At 38.3% G+C, this 25,139-nt stretch carries 23 protein-coding genes, 1 tRNA gene and 1 CRISPR repeat array; of the genes, 4 read left to right on the forward strand and 20 right to left on the reverse strand.

Annotated elements, in window-relative coordinates; all coding sequences use genetic code 11:
- Positions 1 to 19: 19 nt before the first annotated feature.
- The 7 genes from nqrE to WD048_15560 form a co-directional block, all read right to left on the reverse strand.
- Positions 20 to 613, reverse strand: a complete 594-nt coding sequence (gene nqrE, locus WD048_15530) for an NADH:ubiquinone reductase (Na(+)-transporting) subunit E (protein ID MEX0813629.1) — start codon at positions 611 to 613, stop codon at positions 20 to 22.
- 33 nt (positions 614 to 646) lie between these two features.
- Positions 647 to 1,291 (reverse strand): NADH:ubiquinone reductase (Na(+)-transporting) subunit D, encoded by a 645-nt coding sequence (locus tag WD048_15535; protein MEX0813630.1) that lies wholly within the window; start codon positions 1,289 to 1,291, stop codon positions 647 to 649.
- Entirely contained in the window at positions 1,291 to 2,004 is a 714-nt protein-coding gene (gene nqrC, locus WD048_15540) for an NADH:ubiquinone reductase (Na(+)-transporting) subunit C (GenBank protein ID MEX0813631.1), read from the reverse strand. The genes WD048_15535 and nqrC overlap by 1 nt, the downstream gene beginning before the upstream one ends.
- Complete coding sequence (locus tag WD048_15545) at positions 1,994 to 3,217, reverse strand: NADH:ubiquinone reductase (Na(+)-transporting) subunit B (GenBank protein ID MEX0813632.1); 1,224 nt, start codon at positions 3,215 to 3,217, stop codon at positions 1,994 to 1,996. Before WD048_15545 ends, nqrC begins: the two co-directional genes overlap by 11 nt.
- 23 nt (positions 3,218 to 3,240) lie before the next feature.
- Positions 3,241 to 4,911: a Na(+)-translocating NADH-quinone reductase subunit A gene (locus WD048_15550; GenBank protein ID MEX0813633.1), complete on the reverse strand. Its 1,671-nt coding sequence runs from the start codon at positions 4,909 to 4,911 to the stop codon at positions 3,241 to 3,243.
- Positions 4,912 to 5,197: 286 nt separating this feature from the next.
- Positions 5,198 to 6,193 carry a 2-hydroxyacid dehydrogenase gene (locus WD048_15555; protein MEX0813634.1) on the reverse strand — a complete coding sequence of 332 codons (996 nt, stop codon included), beginning with the start codon at positions 6,191 to 6,193 and terminating at the stop codon, positions 5,198 to 5,200.
- Between the two features lie 56 nt (positions 6,194 to 6,249).
- Positions 6,250 to 7,338 carry a site-2 protease family protein gene (locus WD048_15560; GenBank protein ID MEX0813635.1) on the reverse strand — a complete coding sequence of 363 codons (1,089 nt, stop codon included), beginning with the start codon at positions 7,336 to 7,338 and terminating at the stop codon, positions 6,250 to 6,252.
- Between the two features lie 185 nt (positions 7,339 to 7,523).
- Here WD048_15560 and WD048_15565 point away from each other — a divergent pair, with 185 nt between their 5' ends.
- Entirely contained in the window at positions 7,524 to 7,802 is a 279-nt protein-coding gene (locus WD048_15565) for a hypothetical protein (GenBank protein ID MEX0813636.1), read from the forward strand.
- Positions 7,803 to 8,112: 310 nt separating this feature from the next.
- Positions 8,113 to 9,072 carry a calcium/sodium antiporter gene (locus WD048_15570; protein ID MEX0813637.1) on the forward strand — a complete coding sequence of 320 codons (960 nt, stop codon included), beginning with the start codon at positions 8,113 to 8,115 and terminating at the stop codon, positions 9,070 to 9,072.
- A 419-nt stretch (positions 9,073 to 9,491) separates the two neighbouring features.
- Positions 9,492 to 10,631: direct repeats of the CRISPR family, unit length 26 nt; unit sequence ATTTCAATTCTATTTTTTCTGAAAGT.
- Positions 10,632 to 10,825: 194 nt separating this feature from the next.
- Here the strand turns inward: WD048_15570 and cas4 are convergent.
- The 13 genes from cas4 to WD048_15635 form a co-directional block, all read right to left on the reverse strand.
- Positions 10,826 to 11,401: a CRISPR-associated protein Cas4 gene (gene cas4 / locus WD048_15575; protein MEX0813638.1), complete on the reverse strand. Its 576-nt coding sequence runs from the start codon at positions 11,399 to 11,401 to the stop codon at positions 10,826 to 10,828.
- A complete protein-coding gene (gene cas2 / locus WD048_15580; GenBank protein ID MEX0813639.1) occupies positions 11,401 to 11,691 on the reverse strand; it encodes a CRISPR-associated endonuclease Cas2 in 291 nt (96 codons plus the stop codon). Before cas2 ends, cas4 begins: the two co-directional genes overlap by 1 nt.
- A gap of 69 nt (positions 11,692 to 11,760) precedes the next feature.
- The gene (locus WD048_15585) at positions 11,761 to 12,150 is read right to left on the reverse strand and encodes a four helix bundle protein (protein MEX0813640.1); all 390 of its coding nucleotides are present in this window, start codon (positions 12,148 to 12,150) and stop codon (positions 11,761 to 11,763) included.
- 79 nt (positions 12,151 to 12,229) lie between these two features.
- The gene (cas1, locus tag WD048_15590) at positions 12,230 to 13,252 is read right to left on the reverse strand and encodes a CRISPR-associated endonuclease Cas1 (protein ID MEX0813641.1); all 1,023 of its coding nucleotides are present in this window, start codon (positions 13,250 to 13,252) and stop codon (positions 12,230 to 12,232) included.
- 214 nt (positions 13,253 to 13,466) lie between these two features.
- Positions 13,467 to 14,141, reverse strand: a complete 675-nt coding sequence (locus WD048_15595) for a CRISPR-associated endonuclease Cas6 (GenBank protein ID MEX0813642.1) — start codon at positions 14,139 to 14,141, stop codon at positions 13,467 to 13,469.
- A 78-nt stretch (positions 14,142 to 14,219) separates the two neighbouring features.
- Complete coding sequence (locus tag WD048_15600; GenBank protein MEX0813643.1) at positions 14,220 to 14,864, reverse strand: hypothetical protein; 645 nt, start codon at positions 14,862 to 14,864, stop codon at positions 14,220 to 14,222.
- A 75-nt stretch (positions 14,865 to 14,939) separates the two neighbouring features.
- The gene (gene cas3 / locus WD048_15605) at positions 14,940 to 17,354 is read right to left on the reverse strand and encodes a CRISPR-associated helicase Cas3' (protein MEX0813644.1); all 2,415 of its coding nucleotides are present in this window, start codon (positions 17,352 to 17,354) and stop codon (positions 14,940 to 14,942) included.
- Positions 17,323 to 18,129 (reverse strand): CRISPR-associated protein Cas5, encoded by an 807-nt coding sequence (cas5, locus tag WD048_15610; protein MEX0813645.1) that lies wholly within the window; start codon positions 18,127 to 18,129, stop codon positions 17,323 to 17,325. Before cas5 ends, cas3 begins: the two co-directional genes overlap by 32 nt.
- 4 nt (positions 18,130 to 18,133) lie before the next feature.
- The gene (cas7b, locus tag WD048_15615) at positions 18,134 to 19,129 is read right to left on the reverse strand and encodes a type I-B CRISPR-associated protein Cas7/Csh2 (protein MEX0813646.1); all 996 of its coding nucleotides are present in this window, start codon (positions 19,127 to 19,129) and stop codon (positions 18,134 to 18,136) included.
- Between the two features lie 16 nt (positions 19,130 to 19,145).
- Complete coding sequence (locus WD048_15620) at positions 19,146 to 20,975, reverse strand: TM1802 family CRISPR-associated protein (protein ID MEX0813647.1); 1,830 nt, start codon at positions 20,973 to 20,975, stop codon at positions 19,146 to 19,148.
- Positions 20,976 to 21,137: 162 nt separating this feature from the next.
- Positions 21,138 to 21,443, reverse strand: a complete 306-nt coding sequence (locus tag WD048_15625; protein MEX0813648.1) for an HIRAN domain-containing protein — start codon at positions 21,441 to 21,443, stop codon at positions 21,138 to 21,140.
- 56 nt (positions 21,444 to 21,499) lie between these two features.
- On the reverse strand, positions 21,500 to 22,393 hold the full coding sequence (locus WD048_15630) for a WYL domain-containing protein (GenBank protein ID MEX0813649.1): 894 nt from the start codon (positions 22,391 to 22,393) through the stop codon (positions 21,500 to 21,502).
- 166 nt (positions 22,394 to 22,559) lie between these two features.
- Positions 22,560 to 22,631 (reverse strand) — tRNA-Glu (locus tag WD048_15635).
- A 170-nt stretch (positions 22,632 to 22,801) separates the two neighbouring features.
- Here WD048_15635 and gap point away from each other — a divergent pair.
- Positions 22,802 to 23,812: a type I glyceraldehyde-3-phosphate dehydrogenase gene (gene gap / locus WD048_15640; GenBank protein ID MEX0813650.1), complete on the forward strand. Its 1,011-nt coding sequence runs from the start codon at positions 22,802 to 22,804 to the stop codon at positions 23,810 to 23,812.
- A gap of 50 nt (positions 23,813 to 23,862) precedes the next feature.
- The gene (locus tag WD048_15645; GenBank protein ID MEX0813651.1) at positions 23,863 to 25,053 is read left to right on the forward strand and encodes a phosphoglycerate kinase; all 1,191 of its coding nucleotides are present in this window, start codon (positions 23,863 to 23,865) and stop codon (positions 25,051 to 25,053) included.
- The last annotated feature ends 86 nt before the right edge of the window (positions 25,054 to 25,139 follow it).

The raw sequence follows: 25,139 nt of genomic DNA on the forward strand, positions 1-25,139 counted from the left end.
ATCTATTTGACTTCTGTATTTATAATTTAATTCCCATGAATCCCATAAAGGCAACTCCCATAAGACCTGTAATAATAAATGCTATTCCCAAACCTCTTAAAGGGGCAGGTACATTTGAGTATTTGATTTTTTCGCGAATCGCAGCAATACCAATTATAGCAAGGAAAAAGCCAGTTCCAGAACCCAAACCAAAAGCAGTTGCCTGACCAAATTCATATTCTCTTGAAACCATAAAGAGTGACCCTCCAAGAATGGAACAGTTTACAGTAATCAATGGCAGGAAAATTCCCAAAGAGACGTATAGCGGAGGGAAGAATTTTTCTACAACCATTTCTACCAACTGAACCATTGATGCAATAACAGCAATAAAAACAATGAAGTTTAAAAATGTAAGGTCAACACCAAACAAGCCACTTTCCTTAAGTAGGAACTCGTGTATAAGCCAATTCACAGGAATGGTAATGCCGAGCACGAAAATAACTGCTAAACCTAATCCAAAAGCAGTTTTTAATGTTTTAGATACTGCAAGGTAAGAGCACATCCCCAAAAAGTAAGCTAAAATCATATTTTCAATGAAGACAGCTTTGATAAATATATTTACGTATTCCAGCATTATCTTGCGATTTGTGTGTTTTTTAAAAGAGTTTTATGAAACATCAACCAGTTTCTCATTTCTACCGCGTTGCCACCAGATCATTAAACCTATAAGAAACATAGCAGATGCGGGCAACAGCATTAAACCATTGCCTTCATATCCGGCAGGCAATATTTTAAAACCTAATAATTCTCCTTTTCCAAACAATTCCCTGAAAAAAGCTACGCCAACCAATATAATTCCATAGCCAATTCCATTGCCCAACCCATCGAGAAAAGAGGGGAGTGGTTTGTTGGCCATAGCAAAGGCTTCTAATCTTCCCATGATAATACAGTTGGTAATGATCAGACCAACATACACTGATAATTGTTTGTAAACATCGTATGAAAAGGCTTTCAATATCTGGTCAACCAAAATAACCAGCGAGGCAATTACGGTCAATTGAACGATCATTCTAATTCTGCTGGGTATAGTATTGCGCAATGTTGCAATAATAAGATTTGCAAAGCCACAAACTGCAACTACAGCTAAAGCCATTACCAATGCAGGTTTTAATGCCACCGTAACTGCGAGTGCAGAACATACGCCCAACACTTGAACGGTAATTGGATTATTATCATCGAGGGGGTCAGTTAATAACCTTCGATTTTTCTTAGAAAAAAGGGATTCTTTTTGCTTTGTTGCTGCTTCACTCATTATGATTGAGGTTTTTGTTTTTCAAAAAAAGGCAGATACTGATTGATTCTGTAGATCATATCAGAAACCCCATTGCTCGTAACTGTTGCACCTGAAATAGAGTTCACCTGATGTTCAGGTTCTTTGATTTCACCTTTCACGACTTCCACAGAAACAAATTTACCGTTGTCCATTACTTTTTTGCCTATGAACTGACCTGCCCATTCATCGTTGTCTTTGATCTCTGCTCCAAGCCCGGGCGTCTCTGCTTTGTGGTCAAAGGATACTCCTGCAACTGTATTGTAATCTTCTTCAAGTGCTATATAGCCCCATATTTCATCCCACAATCCACTGCCGCTTAATGGAAGAATATAGGATTTCTCACCATCATATTCATAAATGAATAAGGGATAATACCTGTCTTCTTCGGGTTTTTTACGCTGTGCTTTTAGTTCAATTTCAGTAGCTACCAATGGTGATCCGTCTGGTTTTTCAGTTACTTCTTCTCCTTTGTGGTTGATAACGATTGGCCTGACATTATTCTCGAAAAATTCCCCTGGGTTTTCTACATCAGCTTTTCCTACCGATTTTAGAATATCGGTTTGTGTGGCAATCCTGACATTGTTTTTTTGTCTTTCCTGCAAGCCTGTAGCTGCAAGTGAAAGTGAAACGGCTATTACTACTGTTAATACAGCAGCATAGATTATTGTGTATGAATTTGAATTACGCTGCACGACTTAACCTCCTTGAAATATTTGCTTGAATTACATAATTATCAATCAATGGTGCGAATACATTTAATAGTAGTATAGCGAGCATCCATCCTTCAGGATAGGCCGGGTTTAAAACCCTGATGATCATGCCTATTACTCCAATTAGAAATCCGTATATCCACTTTCCGGTATTCGTGCCTGTTGCGGTTACGGGGTCGGTTGCCATAAATGCCATTGCAAAAAAGAAACTGCCCATTATAAAATGATAATGAACCGGAACTTCCATAAATGGATTGAGTGCCAGTCCATTCATTAATAAACCCATAGAGGCCGCACCAATAAACATTGAGAGCATAATCCTCCAGCTTCCAATTCCTGAAGCAATAAGCATCCCTGCACCTAAAAGTATAGCAGGTTTGTTCATTTCACCTACAGAACCGGGTATAAAGCCCCAAAACATTTCAGAAATGGAATATTGTTCTGTGACAGCTCCCCAGCCACCTTCTGCTGCCAATGCTAGTGGGGTGGCTCCTGAGAACCCATCTACAAGTGCGAGATTGTCTTTTATATGCAGAAAATCTCCAAAAAGTGCCGATGCTCCCTGATGTAGAAAATTATAATCGTAGGAAACCCAGACCTTGTCACCCGATATTTCTGTGGGATATGCGAAGAATAGAAATACCCTCGCTGTTAATGCCACATTCAGTACGTTCATTCCGGTACCTCCAAAAGCTTCTTTACCAATTATTACTGCAAAAGCAGTAGCCACAGCAAGCATCCATAGTGGAATGTCCGGTGGAACAATCAATGGAATCAACATTCCGGTGACCAAAAAGCCTTCTTCAATAGCATGGCCTTTTTTAGCAGCAAAAGCAAACTCAATGCCCAGCCCCACTACATGTGCTACTACTATTATTGGCAGAAGCTGTAAGAGACCGTAAACTATTTTAGGAATAAGTCCTTCAGTAAGTCCAGGGTACATACCCATTGCTGCATAGTGCTGATGTCCGATGTTCACCATCCCATGAATCAGGCACAATTGCATGGCCAAAACCACATGCACCATTGTTCGTTTTAAATCCATGCCATCCTTGATATGTGTGCCACTTTGGGTTACCAGGTTGGGTTGGAACAAAAAGGTAGAAATACCATCATGCAGCGTATGTGCAAATTTGTTTTTTGCTGCAATCGGCTCCAGTTTGTCCAGAATAGTTCTTAAAGGGTTTTTACTCATTTTAACCTTTCGTTTATTTTAGATCAACTTTGTTCGTACATGTAATCAAGCCCTTCGCGTAAAATTTCCTGCACATTTGTTTTTGATGTACAAACAAATTCGCATAAAGCCATATCTTCTTCTACAACTTCGTAAATGCCCAGTCCTTCCATCAATTCAAAATCATTTGCCATAATGGCTTTAAGTAGGTGAACCGGGTAAATGTTCATAGGAAGAACTTGCTCGTATTGCCCTGTAACTACAAGAGCTCTAGCTTCACCATGCGTGTTGGTATTGACATCAAATTCTTCATTGGGAAATAATGTCCACGGGAAAGTAGGGGATATACTTGGGCGTGCGTATGAAGGAATCAACCAACCAAACATTTCATATTGGTCACCTTCTTCAATAACTGAAATAAGATTGTTAAATAATCCCAGGAATCCTTTGGAAGCTACTTTTTTTCCTGTCAACACATCTCCGGAGATAATGCGCACATTTTCTTCATCTACCTGTTTATTGATTAATTCTTCCAGATTGGCTCCGGGAAATGTCCTTATGTAGGAAGGGTTTTTAACTTTTGGCCCGGCAACTGCTACCAGCTTTTGAGTATTAAAACGTCCTTCTAAGAATAGCCTTCCTATAAAAACAACCTCCTGAGCTCCTACAGTCCAGGCAATTTCTCCTTTGGCTATTGGGTCAATGTGGTGAATTTGAATGCCTACATTTCCAGCCGGATGAGGTCCTTCAAAGTAGTGTTTCTCAATATTCTGAACATTTTCAAAAGTATCACATGGCTTGCGTTTTGCGTCAAGACTTAAATGGACTTTGCCATCGGTTAATTTTCTTAAAGCGTCTATTCCTGCCTGAAAAGCTTTGCTTTCTCCCTGAAGCGTAAAGTTCAGATTAGCTGAAAGTGGAGCGGTATCAAAACCACTGATAAAAATTGCTTTGGGTTTTTCTTCGGGATCGGCTACAAAATTGAATGGGCGTTGTTTGATAAAAGGCCAGCACCCACTGTCCAGAAGCTTTTCTGTAATTGTTTTCTTGTCTAAGGTATTGGGGTCGGCTTTCTCGAATTCCCTGAACTTCACTTCCTTATCTGCAAGAATGACAATTTCATTTATAGAGCGTTTTTCTCCCCTGATCACTTCTGCCACTTCACCGCTAACAGGTGCAGTATAAAAAATTTCAGGCCTTCTTTTGTCGAAATATATATGATCTCCAGCTTTCACTTCTGCTCCAACTTCTACTGCGAGCTTTGGAATAGGAATCATTTCGACAAAATCTTTGGGCTTAACTGCGTAGCTTGATGGAAAATAATCCTCAGAAACTTCTTTGATTGCTCTGCCTCTGATTTTAATATCGTGTCCCTTTTTCAGTTTAAATGGCTTTACTCCATTGAGGTGTGGATATTCATTGTTGCCGGGCAATATTTCGTTTAAAGCAGGAAGTACAGACGGGGATTCATCTTCGCTTTTTTGTCCTGCATCGCTTTTGGCTTTTTCAGAGGATATCTTCAGCAATTTGTCCGCTACCATATACACTACAAATAGCACGAGCAAAACTGTGACGCCAAGAATGCCCAATACAATTTCATTGAGGTAGTTTTCAAAGATGTTATTTACTTTATTATCCTGGGCAGCGAGCACAGCTGAAAAAAACAGCAAAATACTTGTGAAAGAAAATCGAGCTGAAGGTAAGTTGAAACTCATAGTAGTGTTCTTTTTCAGAGCACTTTTTTTAATATCAATCATTCTGAGGACAGATTAATCTATCAAATTGTTTAAAAATCAGGGCAAAGGTAAAACATGTTTTAGATTAAAACTACGCAGGAGTGATTTTTTTTGACACAGTTTATTAAATTTCACAGAAGCTTCAATGTTGATTCATTGGGGCTTTTTGTTTCTTATAATCTTTGTGCTCAACACAATATCCTTTGTGCCCTTCGAGGCTTGGTGGCCAATATAATTTGTGTGGTTTACTCAAAAATAGTTGAGTTTATTCCTTCAACTCATTTTCACAATCTTTCCCCTCTTCAAAACAGGACAAATTATGTAGCGTGGTTTCAGCAATATTGCGCAGTGCTGTTTGGGTAAGGAAGGCCTGATGGCCTGTGATCAATACTTGATCGTAGCTCAAAAGTTTTTCAAAAAGAGGATCATTGATTTTTTTGTTAGAGTGGTCATAAAAAAACAAGCCTTTTTCCTTTTCGTAAACATCCAGCCCGAGATAAGCCAAAGTGCCATTGTCAATTGCCCCAATTGCTGCCTCGGTATCTATTACCGCACCACGGGAAGTATTGACCAACATGCTGCCCTTTTTCATTTTGGCAAAAGCAGCAGCATCTATTAAATTTCTTGTATTGTCGTTCAATGGGCAGTGAAGGCTCACGATATCAGAGGAATTTAGCAATTCATCGAGTTTACAATATTTTACGCCATATTTCTCGCTGAGCTTTGGATTTTCCTCAATATCATAGGCCAGCAATTTACAGCCAAAGCCATGCAGGATTTTCGCCACTATTCCTCCGATTTTCCCTGTACCTATGATTCCAGCGGTTTTGCCGTTCATGTCAAATCCAATCAATGGATCGAGCTCGAAATTAAACTGCCGCAATCTTTTATTGGCCAGCAAGACTTTTCTATTGAGCGCCAACATTAGCATTACGCTGTGTTCTGCGATGGAATAGGGCGAATATTCAGGGACATATGCCACGCGCATGCCCAGTTTTTTGGCATGGGGCAAATCAATATGATCGTAGCCGGTAGAGCGCAGGGTGAGGTATTTTATACCCGCTTTTTTAAGGAGATTCAGCACCTTGGCAGAAAGATCATCATTCGAAAAGGCAGCGAGTCCTGTACAGTCATTGGCCAATTCTACGGTATTTTCCCTTAGTGCTTCGCTAATGAATTTCAATTCATGCGCTTCTGTAGCATTAGCTTTTTTCAATGCATTGATTTCAAATGGCTTTGCGCTATATATTGCTATTTTCATTCTCTTATTGCTTCACTTTTCAATCACATCAATACAAATAAATCCCTGAACTCTGTTCAATACTTACCGCCTACCGCATTTTTCACCATGATATACTCTGAAATATTTTCGCTGTCCACCACGCCTATGTAATTTTCACTGTCCTTGATCAGGGCAAGTTCCTGGCCTTTTTCAGTCATGCTTTTATAAACCTTTTCAATGGGCGTATTGGCATCAAAACTCAATAGCTCCGTATCCATAATATCTTGTATGGGCGTATCCTTTCCACTTTCCGATAGGGCTTTTATCATTGCATCTCTGTTGAGCGTAGCTATCGGTTTTTCATTTTCTAGCACTAGAAAGGACTTTGCCGTTCCATTGAGCAATTTTTGAACAGCCACACTTATCGTATCATCAGTTTTCAGGGTTTCGTATTGCTGCATGGTGATTTTCCCTATAGAACTGTCTTTTAGCAAATATCTGGTGCTGACCATATTGAGCTCCGCCTGTGCGCCAAACATGATGAACAAGCCAATGAAAATCAAAAAAGGATTGACATAAAAGCCTCCGATTACAAAACCAAGTGCCAATAGTTGCCCCAAGCGCGTTGCGATTTTCGTGGCCTTTACCCTATTGATAAAATGCGACAAAGTAGCGCGGAAAATCCGGCCACCATCCATTGGAAAAACGGGCAGAAGATTGAAAATGGAGAGCCAGATATTGACCATAAAGAAAAGGAAAAGAAAATTTTGCCCGTTGATGCCATCTGCTACAAATGCTTCCATTTGATCGGGCTCGGGAATATGTACAAAAAAATAAACTGCAAATGCGATTGCCAAATTCACCAGCGGCCCGGCTATAGCCACCAACCATTCTTCCCTGGGTTTTTCTGGAATGCTTTCCAATCGCGCCAAGCCACCAATGGGCAGCAGGGTAATGTCTTTGGTATTAATATTGAATTTTTTGGCCGTAAGTGCATGGCCCAACTCGTGCAAAACAACCGTAACGAATATGCTCAGGATAAAAAACAAAGACCACAATACTTGTATGGCATTGTATCCCTCCCTAATATTGGTGAAGATGATAAAAAGTAAGAGCAGGGAAAATGTCCAGTGTACAAATACATTAATGCCTGCTATTCGTCCGAGTTTAAGTGATCCTTTCATGGTTTAATCAATTGGTTGAAATTGAAAGTACTTTTTTTCAATGAGCACAAAAATAACGGTTTGACAATTGGGTTTTCAATAGAGCCTGGGTTCAAATAATATTTGGGACATCAATGCTCAAAAATTATTTTAAAAGCAGCAAAATAATTAGAAATCAAACCATTTTTTCAACCTATATTTGATGAGTGAAAAATACGCTTAGAATTCAGGGTATGATTGTGCTGACAGCGATTTATTGCTTTGCAATGCTTGCTGATTATTCCGCTATTTACTTTGACTTTAAAGCGGCTTCAAAAACTAAAACCGAAAGCCATTTTTCAGAGGCTTCAAATCAGACTCTATATAATCATAATGCGCCAATTGAGATTGCATTTAATGTTTTGAAGCATTTCCCATTAAAAAACCGAACTAAGGAATTTGGTACAATTATTCAAATCACTTTTCAATTAACTGAAAGCAAATAGTTGCGTATTTTTCCACAAAAAAACTAAAGACAATGAAAGTGCTCAATTTGTCAATCTCACTGAAATTCAAAGTTGTAGGCCGGTAAAAACAACAAGATCAATAGAAATCAATAATAAAAAGATTGTGGTTTGTAAAGTTGGAATTTTGTTTTATACCAAAATTTAAAAGCAAAGCTGAAATTAACTTTGAGCTATACAGTGAGGAACGAAACTTACAATTGAGCGGAGAATTGCAATTACAGGATAGATGGTTTAAAATTATTAACAATCACCTGAAAAATATATAAACAAAAATTATACAAATACAAACATGCAAATAATAATGGAAATAATATTGTTGATAATTGGATTTGGAGTGCTTATTAAAGGAGCCGATTGGCTTGTAGAAGGCGGTTCAGCATTGGCTAAAAGATACCATATCCCCGACCTTGCAATTGGTTTGACCATTGTCGCTTTTGGCACTTCCATGCCCGAATTGGTTGTCAATGTTTTTGCGGCTTATCAGAGCCATTCTGATATTGTATTTGGAAATGTAATCGGAAGCAATAATTTTAACCTTTTTGCAATTCTTGGAATAGCCGGGATAATTTCGCCATTAGTTGTTCAGTCAAGTACAGTTTGGAAGGAAATACCTCTGTCATTTTTGGCCGCCTTATTGCTTTTTATACTTGTAAGCCCCTTTTTGTTTGCAGAAGGAAATGTCCTTTCACGTATTGATGGAGTTGTTTTACTGATAATGTTTTCTCTTTTCCTCTTTTATGTTTACAAGCAATTAAAGACTGATGATACCCCGAAATTAATTCAATACAAAGGATTATCAACAATCAAAACCTGGAGTTATATAGTTCTTGGATTGCTATTTTTAGTTTTAGGAGGAAGGCTGGTCGTTGTCAATGCTGTTGAAATTGCAACAAATTTGGGAATCAGCGAGACCATTGTTGGATTAACCATAGTCGCGGCAGGTACTTCTTTGCCCGAACTTGCTACTTCAGTAGTAGCTGCAATTAAGAAAAACAATGACATTGCAGTGGGAAACATTATTGGTTCAAATATTTTTAATGTTTTATTGATATTGGGAGTGAGTGCTTTAATCAGGCCCATAAGCTATAATATCAGATTCAACCAGGACCTTTACCTTTTGGGAGTAGGGACAATCCTGCTTTTTATGGCCATGTTTTTTGGTAAAAAGCATAAGCTTGATAGATGGGAAGCGGCCATTTTATTGGCAATATACATCGGCTACACCATTTATTTGATTAATTATAAATAGTAAATAAATATGTTATTTTTAAATATCTAAAACTCACCAAACTATTATCTCATAAACTAAAAAATCCAGCTTCAATTCTATTTTTTCTGAAAGTAGCTTGGGAAGCAGGGAGCAGACCTGTATTGACATGGTGAGCCAAATAAGTTTCAATTCTATTTTTTCTGAAAGTGGCATTGGAAGCTGATGTGCTGATGATTTGATTTGCAGATCAATTTTTTTTGTCCTAAATCCGGTTTGTCATGCTATCACTATGGTAGTATATTGTGATGAATCTAAATTTTAGACATGGTTAAATCCATGCGGTGATGGTATGACTTGACTTGTAGCAAAGGATTTACCAATAGTAAAATGGATAATAGCCCAGGAATTGATTTCCAAATGCAACTCCCAATTAAACGATATTATTCTTGGCCATTTACAATTCAATTCTATTTTTTCTGAAAGTAGCTTGGGAAGATTCCTGCTTAGTATAGCTCTAATCTACTTCGGTTAGTTTCAATTCTATTTTTTCTGAAAGTAGCTTGGGAAGACCATTAGCGGCAATACCAGCCAATAACCACCCAGGTTTCAATTCTATTTTTTCTGAAAGTAGCTTGGGAAGTATCCAGGCGTTTCATCAAAAAATCAGAATGCCCCAGTTTCAATTCTATTTTTTCTGAAAGTGGCTTGGGAAGTAAAAACGACTCAGACTAATATGTACATTGATGAAAGTTTCAATTCTATTTTTTCTGAAAGTAGCTTGGGAAGATAGAAGCCGTGCATAGTCGGGTAATGGAACACCAATATTTCAATTCTATTTTTTCTGAAAGTAGCTTGGGAAGCTGTGCGCCTCTACTGTGGAGCTGTGGCCAATATCGGATTTCAATTCTATTTTTTCTGAAAGTAGCTTGGGAAGTCAAGGTTATAACCCGTGCATTTTTTATTACGGGTGTATTTCAATTCTATTTTTTCTGAAAGTGGCTTGGGAAGTTAGTAATTGAATCAATCTGAAAATCCCTTGGTGCAAATTTCAATTCTATTTTTTCTGAAAGTGGCTTGGGAAGTATTCAATGGTATCAGGTGAAGATAACACCAATGAAAATTTCAATTCTATTTTTTCTGAAAGTGGCTTGGGAAGAACCGGCCTACCCTCAATTCGTGCCTGCTGCCTTAATTATTTCAATTCTATTTTTTCTGAAAGTGGCTTGGGAAGAAAGCTCTTCCTTCAGGCGTTTTTCCAGTGCCTGGATTTCAATTCTATTTTTTCTGAAAGTGGCTTGGGAAGCTTGGCTTTTCTTTACTGGTTTCATACTGTAAAAATTATTTCAATTCTATTTTTTCTGAAAGTGGCTTGGGAAGATTCTCCATTTTTCATATCCAATATATTCCCCTTTGATTTCAATTCTATTTTTTCTGAAAGTGGCTTGGGAAGTTCTTTTGTAAGGTTTTATTTCTTTGGTCTCCTTAACATTTCAATTCTATTTTTTCTGAAAGTGGCTTGGGAAGATTTCACTTTGACCGGTGGCAATTCGCCTCTGTTCAAATTTCAATTCTATTTTTTCTGAAAGTGGCTTGGGAAGCCGATGCTTTGCCCAAACCTATGTAAATCTTGATTTTGCTTAGTTTTTCCAATTTTTATTTCCCTGTTTTTCATCATGTCAAAGAACGTTTTTTGCTTTGTTTTTAAAATTTTCCGTATTGGATATGCTTTTCAATAAAGGCTTTCAGCTCCATTTTTATAGTTTTTAAAATAATTTTGAACCCGGAAAACAGCTTATTGAATGCAGATATTCCTATAAGTGCAATTTAAGCATCTGCGCTTGAATTTTGTAGCTTTTGGATAATAATTTTGCCCAATTATTTTAAGCATGGCATCCATACTTTTCCTGATTTCCGCTTTGCTTTCCTCGGGGATGGGCACTTCCACAATTTTGTTGGATGAGCGGGTATAAACCAAAAAGCCCCTGTTGACCTTTTCCCCGAAATTTTCCTCTATCAGCAGGGCGTAGCAGTACAATTGTTGTTGGTAGGTTTCGTAAACCCGATCTTTCCATTCGGCAAATTTGTAATCCAATGGAGCGAATGTACCGTCTTCCAACTCAAGTACCTCGTCTATTTTTCCGCGCAGACCGGGCATGCCCAGATACTGATCCAGCCACTTTTCCTTTACTCCGATTTTTTTGCGCAGGTAATTTTTATTGCGCTCCAGTTTTTCATTGTGCATCTGCCGGCCCCGCTGTACTTTGTAGAATTTTTCCTCAAATTGCGGTATGCGCAGTACATATTCAAAATAGGTATAGCGCGGGCAGTAGAGATATTCTATAATCTGTGAGGGATAAAAACTATGCATCAGAACAGGAGGGCTTTTACTTCATCGCTTACCAATTTTTCGTCAAAGGCCTGTCCCAGCATGGCACAGCTTTTCAGTTGGTCTTTGTTCATGTTGAAAATATAGACCTTATCTTTTTCCTCATTAATGAGTTCTTCGATTTCCAGTTGCAGGCTGTCCCTTTCGTTGGCATTGAGCGTGCCGAGAAAACAGGAATACTGTACCCTGTAGAGCCCCGCCTGTTTGCAGATTTTGGCCACTTTTGTCCGTGCCCTGTCTTCTTCAATGTCGTATAGCACCCAAATGATCATGGTTTGTTATGTTTTGAATGGTAGAATGATAGAAGGTTGGAATGAGTGAATGTTGTTGGGTACATTTTTTCAGGTTTTGTTTTGATTGAATTTTTGGCGCATTGTTTTATTTGCTTTTGCTATAATAGATAAAACTTCATTGTATTTTAAATGGAGCAATCTTGTTTCATTTATAAGTTTTGGGCAGATTTCCATCAAGATTTCGAGCCAAAAAAGGGTTTCATCCGCTTCTTCTTCTATTTTCATTTTCGAGTACATTGCTTTTTCAGAAATTGCCCTGAATGCTGCCCTGTAATTTGCCCCTACGGAGGTTGCGCTTTTCACAATTTGATAATTGATTACCTGAAGTTCTTTTCGGTTTTCAAATTTTTGAGTGTAGCGAATCAGTTCTATCGCCAATGATTTTGTGCGTTTCTTCATGTTTTCTACAAACTCTATTTTTGATTTCCTCTCGTACATATCTATAAGTTTTAATTATTTCGGCATTCAAACATTCCTTCATTCCAACCTTCGGCCATTCCCTCACTCAGCCATTCCCTCACTCAGCCATTCCCTCATCCACTTTCTCCTTCTCAATCAACTCATTCGCAAATTTATGCGCTTCCATTTGCAGGGCGTTCATCCGTGTTTGGTTGCGGCCAGAGTAGCGAATTTTTTCACTGTCCAGATAATCCAAGTAGGGCGTTACAAAAAATGCTTTCCCTTCTTCATTGAGCGAAACACCTCCCTGCCATTCGCCAAAGAATTTTTTGTTGATTTTCTTTCCCGTAAAAAGCCTGAATACGAAGCGTTCTGCATAGATTCTGTAGGGTTCGATAAAATCAAAAACCAAGCTTTTGGTATTGTAGTCGTCCCTGTGCATAAAGCCCACATAGGGATCGAGCCCGGCAAGCATCAGTGATCGTTCAATCCGGCTATAAAGAATGCCATAGGCATAATTGAGCATGGCATTGAATGGGTTTTTTGCGGGGCGGTAGCTTCTGCCGCTAAAGGCAAACTCATCGGGCATACAAAGTGAAAGTGCGGAAAAATATTGGCGGCCTGCCGATCCTTCCCAACCCCGCAATGATTCGGCAATTTCTGCAACGGTAGCCGCTTCGCATTCCTTTATTTTTTTGCTGAAATCAACAATAGCTCCCGATTTTTCATCCAGTTGAGCATGCAGTTGGCTGCGGTGTTTTTTCAGGTCTTGCAAAAAATCGCTCTGGTTTTCCAATTTTTTCAAGAGCCAATTTTTTACCCATTTCAGGCCATCGCTGTTGAGGGAAACTTCTAGTTGTCTTTTGCGGATTTTTACCGTGCTGCCCAATTTACTGTGCCAAAATCTACCCATGGGGTGGCCATTGTTTTCCACTACAACAATATCGATATTGTTTTTCAGGGCCAGGGCAATGGCATCGGTGCTCAGGGCGGAGCCTTTGGACATAACAATGGAACTGACCTTGTGCGCGGCCACATGTTCGATCTTTGCAGCGTCTTTCTTTTCCTCCCTTACTTTTATTTTAAACATGTCGTCTTTTACATGTAAATAAGTGCCGTAGGTATTGATGAATATTTGCATAATTGTTTATGAATAAATTTATAGTTGAATTCTAAAGACCTGTATTAAAGTTATAAAAATAATATTTTATAGAAATAAGGGGGGCAGAATAGTCAGTTGCAGAAAAATATGTGTATTGGAAATCTGATCAAAAAAGCCAGATGGTTTTTCTGTCTGAAAAACAAGAAAGGTTTTCAATTTCTTTCTTGGAATACAAGAAGATTTATCGCCAGAATCAACTGAGCTTTCGAATGCTGCCGAATCCCCTGGACACTGAACGCCCGATGCCTATTCCATTGGGAAGAAGGGCATTGAGCACAAATTTTCCGCTAAAGGCCTTCATGGTATTGTCCTTGAATTTGGTGGATTTTTCCTGAACCTCTACTTTGGCCATCAATCGTTCATCGGCCTTTAGCTGTAAATCAATATTGGTGAAAAAGCTCAATACCTGGCCTATGAGGATACTGTTGAGCATGGCCGTTTTTTCATTGGGGTCTTTCATTTGAATGTACGCCTGGTGATTTTTCTGGTTGAGTGCCATCCAAAGCGTGTCGAACTGGTATTCGTGCAGTTGATTGCTGTAGCCTGTTTCCACTACATGATGCTCAATATTTTTTGAATGAATGGGGTAGCTTTGTCCATCGAGCTGTAGTTGTTTTGTTTTTAGAAATAGTTGGGGCAGTAATTCAGCACCTTCATTAATGCCGACCAAAACGGGGATGCCGCTGAGGACTTTGTACTGCACGACAGGATATTTGTACCTGAATTGTCCATCTGCATAGTGGTTGTGCAAAACGGGTGAATGTTCTTTGAACAGATTTCCAAAATAGCCACGCAATTTGTGTGCATCGCGAGTTTTAAGTTTGATTTCCGGAAAGCTGATTTTGGTAATGCTGATTGATTTGTTCATGGGTAGGATTTTTTGTTCAATTTCATTCATACTATGGCTCAAAGTCATAGTCATAGTATGAATCGGGAACGGTCTGTTTTAAACTATTTTCACATCATAAGACTGTTTGATAAACTCTTTAGGGTTATCGGGTATGTATAAGTATTTACTTGCGATAGATTTATTACAGAGTTTCCCATTTCTAATTCCTGCATAATCCCTGAAAGAACTCATTTCCCAGTCTTCCATCTTTTTTACAAGACCTGCTTTTAAGGGATTTTGATGAATGTAGTGAAAACAGGTGAATGGGTATTGGTTGATGTTGTCAAGGTCCAAAGTGGTGGCACGACTCTGAGGTGTACTGATCTTACGGTTTCCAGTGATACTATGACTCCTAGTCATAGTATCACTGGAAACGTTACCGCCCGGAAATTCCAGGGGCTTTATTTTGCTGTGTTGTTGAAACAAGGAGCCAATCCTGTCTTCCTGTTTGTTAATGGCTCTTGCATATGATCTTAACATCACTCTCAGGTCATTACTGAATTTTTCCCCAGCTATATTTGATTTTGAATAACAAAGCCAATGAAAGTGATTGGGCATCAAGCACCAGGCAATCAGGTGCATATGCGGTAGGATATGGATACGCAGCTTTTCGAGGAAATAAAGATAGTTTTCACGGCTGAAGAAAATCTTTTGCCGATTGTTGCCCCGGTTGTAGATGTGAAAAAATTGATTGGGCTGCATGGTTTTGTTTTAGAGGTCATTCTTACTATAGCCACTCATACTATGACTCTGAGTCATAGTATGAGTGGCTAATGCTTAGAATGAGATGGTTTGGTTTTGCTCAAGTTTACTTCTTTTGAATCCAGTGTTTTCTTCATAATAATAATTCAATTCTTCTGGTCGAATCCAATAAATATTTTCAGAAAGTGCGAGTTCTTTTATTAATTCTTTGGCTGTATCCAGATAATTGGGCACTGCAATAATCCGTTGATTAAAAGCTCTTTTATACTTTTGATCGAATTCGCTTTTCTTCATGTGGCCTTCAAGAAGATTTTGGTAAGCCTCACGAGCTTCACTTCCTTCACGATCGTTTTCCATTTCCACAAAAACTGAAATTCCGTTTTGACTTTCTTCAATGATTTTGAAATCTGAAACCGTAGTATGTTTTTTAGGAGAGCTTGCTGGAAAAGCATATTTCAAGTTTGACATAGCGTCAAAAACTTCTCTTGAAACTCTAAAGTCACTCATTTTCTGATCAGCGATGTCATCAAAATATCTTTCCACCATTTGTTTGTAATTCCCTTCAGGAATCTCAATTGCAGCTAATGCTTTTCTGGATTTAGAGTCAGTGGCATAGCCGTATATCTTTTGACAATCCCCAAAATCTACAATGTAGAGAGGCGAACCTTTTCGCTCATTTGAGTTTTCACGGTTTATGCGACCAGCTACCTGAACAATTGAGTCGATTGGACCTAAGTCCCGAAATCCCATGTCAAAATCCAGATCAACGCCTGCTTCTACAACTTGAGTTGAAATTAAAATACAGGTTTTGTTAGGCAACTTTTCTTTAATCTCTTTGATGCGCTGTTGGCGCTGAACGGGAGTGATATTGGTTGATAGGTAAAAAAGTTCTACTTCCGTATTTTCCTCGAAATGTGCCGATAACAAATTGAAAATATCAATCGAACGATTGACTTTATTTACAACTATTAAACAGCTTTTGCTGGTTTGCCAATGATCTTCGAATACAGGAATAAAATCCTCGCTTTCAATCTTCTCTCCGATTAGAGGAACGATTCGGGTACGGTTGAAGCAGGCGAAGACTTCTTCATCTCTATCAAGCAAGTTCAGTGGCTTCAATTTTTCTTCTTCAATTTCAACTTTAAGTTCACGTGTCATCAACTCAAATAGTTTAGGTTGAGTAGCAGTCATGATAATAACCCGCGCATTGAGATATTTACAGATATAATAGAGGGCAGCACCGATTACAGGTAGTTTCTCAATAGCCAGGGTTTGCACTTCATCTAAAATGATTATGGAATCAGCAAAGTGTCTAAACTTTTTCAGCAGTTTGTTTCTGTTGCCAATTAAGGTTTCAAAAAGCTGAACAAAAGAGGTGATTACTACATCTTTTTGCCATGTGTCCCAAGCCATTTTCTTTTGGTTATAGCTTACCTCCTCATCATCAAGTTCATTTTTGGGGCGTTCATCCTTTCCAAAAATATCGGCATATTGATAATGACCCATTACAACATCTTTGCCAATAGTTTCTTCATATTCGGACAGTGCTTGTTCAATAATATTGATAAAAGGAAGTCCATAAATAATCTGTGGCAGGAAATCTTGCTCTTGTTTGATTTTATGTCGCAGTTTTAGCACAAAATCAAGAGCAGTCATTGTTTTACCTATTCCGGTTGGTGCTGCCAATGTGAAAATCTTTCTGTCGAGAATATCCTTTCGGTCAATATTCTTTATTACTTCTGAACGGACATAATTTCTCAATTGGTTTTGAGTCAGAATAGTTAACTCTTCTTTTGGATAATCAGGTTTACCAAACCTATTATCAACAGAATCTTTGGGAAGAATTGAAAACTTGGTGGTATCTGTATCTGAAGCATCCAGTTTATCAGCTTCAATCAGTAGCGAAAACAGGTAGTTGGTTTTGAAGTATCTTGCGATACTGGGCTCATTTTTGAGTTTTTTTCTAAATAGATTATACAGGGATTTTGGTTTGTTGCTACTAATCAGATCATCGGCAAAATCAAAATGTGACTTTAATTCATCCAATGAAGAAAGAGCAATTTTTTGTTTTTCAAAATTCACTTCTTCCAGCATACTGTACTGTTTATTATCAGGATATAGAACCAAATCCAGATTCATCAAATTGCTATGATGCATTTTGATGAGGTAAAAGGCAAGCAGGGCCTTTTCAGGCTCTTCTTCGAAGTATCTGAAAGCAGTTTGAGCACCGATATTTGAATGTGCTTTTAGGTGTTGGTCAGCTTTTGATGGTTCAAGTAAATAAGTTTGGAAATAGCTGGTAAATTTTCCCAAGTCATGCAGCCAACAAACTGCATCAAGTAGCTTTTCTGTTTCTAAACTTCCAAATAAAGTATTGTTTGATAAATGAAAGACAGCTTTATCCCGAACCCCTTGCAAGTGATCAATTAAAAGCTTACTCCCCTCTCTTTGAGTTTTGCTAATCTGTTTGCTGTGTGAATACACCGGCATAGGTCAAAAATTGAAAGTTTTCAGTTTCTTCTGAATTGCCATTTCGCTTTAGCTGAAAATATTTGCCAAAAAGCTTAACATGAATTGGAAAATTTCTTGTGGCGAACAAAACCCGATTCATACGATAAACCTCTCTACCTTTTTTACCACCGATAAAATCTGCTGGAAGCAGTTCTTCTTCAATATGGTTGAATTTAAACTCGGGATTATCTGGAAAATCAATTTCTTCTACTTGCTCACTATTCCCAGCCGAGTGTAAATTAATCCATTCTCCATTGCAGTTTTTCTCAAACGCAGTAAACTCTTGAACATTCGAAACAAATGCTGTGAAGCCTGCAATTCCTAAACTAAGATTGAATTGTCGATTGTTATCCTTTAATTTCTGTGAAATCTGGTCGAAAATCTCTCTATTTTTACCTGGAGCTAAATAAATACGGTACCTGACAGAATCTTTTTTCAGGTCGCTTCCTGTTACCACTTCAAATGGAGTTTGCACGCGCCCCTTTCCGCCTCGAAAATCATTGTTGCCTTTGATCATCAATAAATTTAGCCGATGAAATGATTTTTTCAGATCACTTAGTACCCGTAATCCAATCTGCAAATTTTGTGTCTGATAGTTTTCATAATAGGAGTCTTTTTCTTCTCCCATAATGGCAGCCAACATTCCTGCAATAGTCGTGCGTGGTGGAATGGAATAACTCATGGCCGTATTGTTTCCATGAAACTTGCGAAAGTGGGCAAACTTTCCTTCTATGTCGAATGAAAGAATTTCCATTGAATTAAGCATTTATTGATACGCCTTCAGCGGTTTTTACTTTCACATCTTTGATTACCTTTCCTTTGTTATCGGCAATCAACTTTTCCAGACGGCTAAAATCAACCTCTAAGTCATTATACTTGCGTACTTTTTTGAAATCGCCAGCAACTTCAGAGGGTTTTACATCCACAAAATCTCGCAGGTCTCCAAAGTGGCCGTTGTGGTAACCATCATTGTAGATGATTTCCAAATAGAGTTTAGGGTATTGATTTAATTTAGAGCGGGTAGGAAGTGAAGGTATAGCATTCCAAATCCCATCACGGAAATGTTCCATGTCCTCATCGGTTAGTCCCGTAGTTTTTGCGGCAAATTTATTGGCCACTCCATGGAATGCGAGTAAGCTGTAGTGAATTCGGTAATCTTTTCCAAAGGTGCTGCTATCATCATTCATGATGGTAACGATGGAATCAGAATCAACAGGATAGACTTTATTAAGTGAATAGCCCCAATTAAGTTGTAGTGGGCCAGTATAGGCTCTGGTAAAACCACCAACAGCGAAAGCACTTCCAAACAAGCGAATGTCCAGATAAGTCTCTTTTACAATCTTATCTAGAATGAAAGCATTGAGCTTTTTGTTTTTTGCTTTTTGCAGTTCTTTAAATACGCTATCAGCATCTTTTGCTTTCTCCATTACTTTGTCAAAGGCACCTCTCATTTCTGGTTCTCCACCGAAATACTCATCTACTAATTTCGAATCGCTGAGTAATCGATTCACTACAATTTCAAGCTTTTGGTCAGGATTGACTTTTGTTCCTTCTTCCATTGAAACAAAAACATCATAATCCTTTTGCATAAAATAATCACGGATATAGCGTTTCAGACGAGTATCTGTTACCAGGTTGGTTTGCGTATCATAATCCATACGTGGCTTGTTCTCCTGGTCAGGATCTCCATTGGGATTGCAGTTAATGGCTTCATAAAGGAAAAGAAAATCGGAGTTGTTTTGTATTGTATTCATAGTTTGATGGTTTTTATTAATTATTGTCAGATTTAGTAAGTCCAAAGGAATAGCCGGCCATGAGGTAGAAAACATTTTGTTCCTTACTTAGTGGCCAGTTTTTTTCATTGAAGCGATCAGTAAATTCACTGAAATTCCATTCTGTTTTATCGTGAATGTTGTATTGCCTTGTTTTTTCGCGTAGGTCTAGACTAAGCCGAACTATTGCATCAGCGTCCATGCCGTTAAAATTGATTTTATTCAATACCGGCTTGGACTCATGGCCTTTTTTGTATTGGGCATAAGCAACAGACGACAGAATTCTTCCAAGATAAAAAAGAGCTTTTTCAGCTTCTGAGTATTCCATCTTATCAAAAAAGGTCTGTATTCTTTGTTGATAATCTGATGCGGAAGTTTCTTGTCCCTCAGTTTGAGAAGATATTTCTTTTTCCATTTCTAAAAGATTTAATTGTTTTAAAGTGAAAATCAATGCTGAGTATTTGAAAACAGCATCTTTGATCGCAAAATCAAAAGAATTATTTTGTCTGATATTCTTAAAAGCCGAATAACGACCGTACCAATGACAGAGGCTTAGTTCAATGAAATGTTTAAAAAGGTTTTCAGGTTGAACTGCTTTTTGTTCCAATATATCTTTGAAGAGATTTAATGCTAGATTTACTTTTGACTTATTGCCATCACGAACTGGAATAATGTTAAAAACAGACTGTAAATTAAAAGGAAACTTTCCGCCAATATAGTCTTTAAAATCATTTCCAGATCGATTAAATACCTCGGTAAGTTTGGTAAGATAAATACTGTTCACATCCTTGATATGGTTTATAATCTTGAACGAATTCCCATCAGATTCGAAAGCAATATAGTTGATCCAGAAAAGACCAACTTTGGGTAAGCTTCGGTCAATGTCAGCTTCAAGTGATTGATATCCAAAAAGCAAATCGGAAGATTTATCCAGATATAGTTCGGTTTCATCAAGATTAAATGCTACAAGATCTTTGTTCATGTAGTTTGGGATGATGATATGAGATATCCCTGCAATTCTGGCTTGAAGATTTTTCAGGACATATTGTGCTCCTTTATCCAAATAGCCTGTAGATTTATTTTCAATTTGAAAATTTTTTTGGAATTCGCTAAAATTTGAAGCAAAATTGAAAGTAGATGTTTGAAAAATAGCATTTGGATTGTAGCCTCTCTGAAATGCTGCTTCTATAACATCATTAGAATAATTTCCAGATAGTTGATCTAAACCACTATTCCCTTTTGTTGATCCAAATTTTTCAATGATAAAATCATCAAATCCATCAATAGCATTCAATTTAGTTGGCTTTGAGTCATTAATTGCTTTAGACTGAATTAAAGAATAAAAGAGAACTACTTCATCGTTTTTTCCAAAATTTAATTCCATCTTAAATTCTGTAAAGTCCAAAATTTTTCTAGATTCATTTAATTCTAAATTTATCTCCTTTAATGCTTTGTAAATTGTTTTAGAAGTATAATTTGGTAAATCCTCAATTGACCGTATCATGCTTCCGTCTTCGCCAACTTTTTTTCCAAATAAAGTTTCCTCTAACATTGAAAAATTTTTAGGCTCAACTGTCAAAGCACATTTTTTTCCACGTCTACCCCATTTTTCAGGATTAATATATCGGTGTTCAATGGCACTATTATCTGGATTAAAAAGCTCCATTTCATCTTTTAAAAAGCGAATTTCCTTGTTAACACAATCAAAAAGAATCGGACAAACCCAATTTTTCTTATCAGGGTTATACTTAGGTTCAGTTGTTAGCCTCGCCCAAACTCCCTTGCCTTCAAGAAGTTGTTCGCCTATTTTTGAGAGTGTCTGTAGCATCTTTTAAAAATTAATTCTCCAAATTTAACTAATATTTCTTCACACCAAAATATTTATAATTGTATTTCATATCCCTGCATATACCTCTACAAACACGGCATTGTACTGTCCATCGGCAGGATCGAAATCCAATTTTTTGACTGCCGCCTGCATGGAAATGCCTTAGTCCATCAGGTTGGCCATTACCTTGTTTTCGGCACGGGGCAGATAGCCCAGTTTGTATTTACCAAAAAACACTTCTATGGCATATTTGTCATAAGGATTGTCAGGCTCGCGCTTTAGCTTTAGCATATTGCCGCTGCTCAGATAATTTGCTACTTTTTCAAAATCATAATAATAGAGTCCGCGCAGATAGTTGTGGTAGATTTTACTGCCGTCAGGTTTTCCTGCTTTCGCAAGCTGAATGCCCACCATAGCTACTCCTGCTCCTCCTGTTAATAGCTGTTTGAGAAAGTTCTTGCGGGTCATGCTTTAAATTCATTTAACACAAACCTAAAAGCCGTTTTCGACAACTAGTGTCGCAACTAAATTTTTTTTACTTTTTCCCTGATATAAACTTTCAGTGATTCAGGTTCAAGCACTTCTATTTCATCTATCAGTCCCATTACAAAGCGGCCAATTCCTTTGTTGGAATATACCTTGGTTTCAAAAATGCGCTTCCCCTTTTTTTCTACTATTAAATGGCTGCTTTCTGGATATTCCTCACTTAACAATTTGGCAGCTCTCTTGCTCAGCCCTAGTTTTACTTTAAAATCCTCATTGCCCGACATGCCAAAGATATCTGTTGACTGTATTTGGTGGAGGTGTTCATGTTTCCATTTTTTTGGCAAAATCTCGGCTGTAGGAAAGCGGTCGCATTTGTATTGTTTGATTCTTTTAGTACTGACCTCAAAAGCCATTAAATAGCGGTAATATTGAATAAAGCGAATGGGTTCTACCAATCGGTCTTTTTCTGTATGGCTATTGGCAGAACTGTAATTTTTCAAAATCACCTGCTGTTTGTTTTTTATAGCAGCCCTGATTTCACTAATGTTTTTGCTGCTTTGCAGTGCTTGAAGTTCTGTTCCTATTTCTTCTATATCCGTAAGGGCATAGAGTTTTTCAAGCAAACTTTTTCTAAGAATATGATTTCCGCTACTGTGGTCTAACAGGCTGTTGCGCACCAGTGCAGCTTCTTCCAGGCTAAAAACAATAGAATTTTCATACTCCAGGTTTTTATTTGAAAGATTTTCAATCCTGAAACGGTTTTTATTTTGGGCAATATCAAAACCGATGGACTGTAGCAGTTCAAAATAGCGTTCGATGGTTCTTGTGCTTACGCCTAAATCATTTGCAAGAGCTGTTTTGCTGCTACCAAGTGGTGCCCTTAATCGGGCAATGAGGTTGAAGATTCTGAATATTTTTTGCTGTGCAGACAATTGCGATTTTATAAAATGATTGAAATGGTAAACATATCATTTTTTCGCAACTAATTCTAAATGGCAGAAGTCATCATGTTTTTACCTATCACTAAATTATAAGCATTTTTATTTATTAGCTCAAACAAAAAAGCCTCTTGCACATTGTACAAGAGGCTTTCAGTTGCAGTCCGTAGGGGAATCGAACCCCTGTTACCAGGATGAAAACCTGGCGTCCTAACCCCTAGACGAACGGACCGTTTTTAAATTGGTGGTGCAAAAATACGCAGCATTTTTAGCTTTCCAAAACTTTACTGAAAAATATTTTTTCACCTGCATAAAGTTTAAGTTTGCAAATGAAAAAACGGAACGCAATGCTTCGCTTTATAAGCAGGTTTTATAAAATTCCAACTATCAAAATTAAAAACAATGAGAAAGACTAGAGTAGCGATAAATGGATTTGGGAGAATAGGCAGATTGATTTTCAGGATGCTTTCCCAAAAAGAGGATGTAGAGTTGGTTGCTGTAAATGATTTGACAGGCAATGCCCTATTGGCACACCTGCTAAAATACGATACGGCACACGGCACATTTGATGCAGAGCTTGGTTTTGATGATGACAATATTTACTGCAATGGAATCAAAGTGGCTGCATCTGCTACACGAAATCCAGAGGAATTGCCATGGAAAGCCTTAGATATTGATGTGGTTTTTGAGTGCACGGGTATTTTTAGAACACGAGAAGGCTCTGAAAAACATTTGAAAGCAGGGGCGAAAAAAGTATTGATTTCTGCTCCCGCAAAAGGCGGTGATGTACCAATGGTGGTGTTGGGCGTCAACGAATCCATCTTAAAACCAGAGGATAAGATCATTTCCAATGCCAGTTGTACTACCAATTGCTTGGCGCCAATGGCTCAGGTTTTGAATGAAAAATTCGGAATTAAAAAAGGCTTTGTAACGACCATCCACGCTTATACTGCCGATCAAAATTTACAGGACGGCCCCCACAGTTCCGATTTTCGCAGGGCAAGGGCGGCCGCTGCCAATCTAGTTCCCACTACTACCAATGCTGCCAAGGCCGTGGAAAAAGTAATGCCCGAACTCAACGGAAAACTTTTTGCCTCTGCAGTGCGCGTTCCGGTTTTGGATGGTTCATTAACAGAGCTGAATTGCGTATTGAACAAAGAGGTAACGGTAGAGGAAATAAACAATGCCTTTAAAGCTTCGGCAGAAGGAAATCTAAAAGGAATCTTGCAGTATGAGGAAGCTCCATTGGTTTCCAGCGATATTGTAGGCAATCCTTATTCCACTATTTTTGATGCGCAATTGACACAATCCAGCGGGGATTTTATTAAAATTGTGGCGTGGTACGACAATGAATATGGATATGCCAGCAGAATGGTGGATCTTTTGGAGTATCTCAATAAAATAGAATCGTAAAATTCAGTCCCCAAATTATTTCCAATAAACAACAATATTAAGGCAACTCAATGGAATTCAAAAAAATTGATTTTAAGGATAAAAAAGTATTGCTAAGAGTAGATTTCAATGTTCCGCTCAACGATAAATATGAGATCACGGACGATACGCGAATCAGAAGGTCATTGCCGACTATTCAGCACATATTAAAATCAGAAGGCTCCGTAATTGTGATGTCCCATTTGGGCAGGCCTAAGAATGGGCCAGAGGATAAATTTTCCATGCGCCATTTGTTAAATCATTTAGAGCATTTGCTGCATAAAGATGTTTTGTTCAGCAATGGCTGTGTTGGTTCCGATGCTAAGGAAAAAGCTGTTTCGCTTCGCCCGGGAGAGGTGTTGCTGCTGGAAAATACGCGATTTTACCCAGGAGAAACCAAAGGCGATATTGAGTTTGCTGAGAAATTGGCAAGTCTTGGGGATATTTATATCAATGATGCATTTGGAACAGCGCATAGAAAACACGCCTCTACTGCTGTTGTAGCCGACTATTTTCCTGCCGACAAAAAAGGCTTTGGATTATTGATGGAAGCAGAAATCAATAATGCGGAAAAAGTAATAAGCAACCCTGAAAAGCCATTTACGGCAATTATTGGCGGGGCGAAAGTTTCGGATAAAATTTCAATCATTGAAAATTTGCTGGACAAAGTCGATCACTTGATTATTGGCGGGGGGATGGCCTATACTTTTATTCGTGCCAAGGGCGGCTCTACTGGAAATTCCCTTGTTGAAGAAGATAAAATAGAATTGGCAGCCAATTTGCTAAAAAAAGCAGCCGAAAAAGGAGTGGAAATCCTTCTGCCGGAAGATTCGCTTGTGGCAGATAAATTTGACAACAATGCCAAAAGGGAAATACAGCCCAGCGATGCCATCAAGGCTAAGGGCATGGGATTGGACATTGGCCCCAAAGCCATGGAAGCCTATTCAAAAGTCATTCAAAATTCCAAGACCATTTTGTGGAACGGCCCCATGGGCGTGTTTGAAATGAGCAATTTTCAGCGTGGCACATTGAGCATTGCTCAGGCAATAGCTAAAGCAACTGAAAGCGGAGCTTTTTCGCTAGTAGGTGGAGGCGATTCCGTAGCTGCAGTAGTGAAATTTGGCTTTGAAAACAAAGTGAGCTATGTATCTACAGGTGGCGGTGCAATGCTGGAGTTTTTCGAAGGAAAGGAATTGCCAGGACTTGTTGCTGTTAGGGCTTGAGTTTAAACCTTTGTTTGTAATAAGGTGAGTATTTGTCAATACAAAAAATACATTTTCTAGTTTCTTAAAGTATTTGTAGCGGTAGT

It is taken from the genome of Chitinophagales bacterium, assembly GCA_040877935.1.
In the GTDB taxonomy this organism is placed as follows: Bacteria; Bacteroidota; Bacteroidia; order Chitinophagales; family CAIOSU01; genus JBBDNB01.

Excerpts from the sequence above, each read along its gene's own strand:
- cas4 (MEX0813638.1), bottom strand. The coding sequence starts at position 11,401 with ATGCATAGTTTTTATCCCTCACAGATTATAGAATATCTCTACTGCCCG.
- WD048_15600 (MEX0813643.1), bottom strand. The coding sequence starts at position 14,864 with ATGCAGCCCAATCAATTTTTTCACATCTACAACCGGGGCAACAATCGG.
- WD048_15555 (MEX0813634.1), bottom strand. The coding sequence starts at position 6,193 with ATGAAAATAGCAATATATAGCGCAAAGCCATTTGAAATCAATGCATTG.
- WD048_15570 (MEX0813637.1), top strand. The coding sequence starts at position 8,113 with ATGCAAATAATAATGGAAATAATATTGTTGATAATTGGATTTGGAGTG.
- nqrE (MEX0813629.1), bottom strand. The coding sequence starts at position 613 with ATGCTGGAATACGTAAATATATTTATCAAAGCTGTCTTCATTGAAAAT.
- cas2 (MEX0813639.1), bottom strand. The coding sequence starts at position 11,691 with ATGATCATTTGGGTGCTATACGACATTGAAGAAGACAGGGCACGGACA.
- WD048_15560 (MEX0813635.1), bottom strand. The coding sequence starts at position 7,338 with ATGAAAGGATCACTTAAACTCGGACGAATAGCAGGCATTAATGTATTT.
- WD048_15545 (MEX0813632.1), bottom strand. The coding sequence starts at position 3,217 with ATGAGTAAAAACCCTTTAAGAACTATTCTGGACAAACTGGAGCCGATT.
- cas5 (MEX0813645.1), bottom strand. The coding sequence starts at position 18,129 with ATGGAAATTCTTTCATTCGACATAGAAGGAAAGTTTGCCCACTTTCGC.
- WD048_15645 (MEX0813651.1), top strand. The coding sequence starts at position 23,863 with ATGGAATTCAAAAAAATTGATTTTAAGGATAAAAAAGTATTGCTAAGA.
- cas7b (MEX0813646.1), bottom strand. The coding sequence starts at position 19,129 with ATGAATACAATACAAAACAACTCCGATTTTCTTTTCCTTTATGAAGCC.
- WD048_15550 (MEX0813633.1), bottom strand. The coding sequence starts at position 4,911 with ATGAGTTTCAACTTACCTTCAGCTCGATTTTCTTTCACAAGTATTTTG.
- cas1 (MEX0813641.1), bottom strand. The coding sequence starts at position 13,252 with ATGCAAATATTCATCAATACCTACGGCACTTATTTACATGTAAAAGAC.
- cas3 (MEX0813644.1), bottom strand. The coding sequence starts at position 17,354 with ATGCCGGTGTATTCACACAGCAAACAGATTAGCAAAACTCAAAGAGAG.
- WD048_15625 (MEX0813648.1), bottom strand. The coding sequence starts at position 21,443 with ATGACCCGCAAGAACTTTCTCAAACAGCTATTAACAGGAGGAGCAGGA.
- gap (MEX0813650.1), top strand. The coding sequence starts at position 22,802 with ATGAGAAAGACTAGAGTAGCGATAAATGGATTTGGGAGAATAGGCAGA.
- WD048_15535 (MEX0813630.1), bottom strand. The coding sequence starts at position 1,291 with ATGAGTGAAGCAGCAACAAAGCAAAAAGAATCCCTTTTTTCTAAGAAA.
- WD048_15620 (MEX0813647.1), bottom strand. The coding sequence starts at position 20,975 with ATGCTACAGACACTCTCAAAAATAGGCGAACAACTTCTTGAAGGCAAG.
- WD048_15585 (MEX0813640.1), bottom strand. The coding sequence starts at position 12,150 with ATGTACGAGAGGAAATCAAAAATAGAGTTTGTAGAAAACATGAAGAAA.
- WD048_15595 (MEX0813642.1), bottom strand. The coding sequence starts at position 14,141 with ATGAACAAATCAATCAGCATTACCAAAATCAGCTTTCCGGAAATCAAA.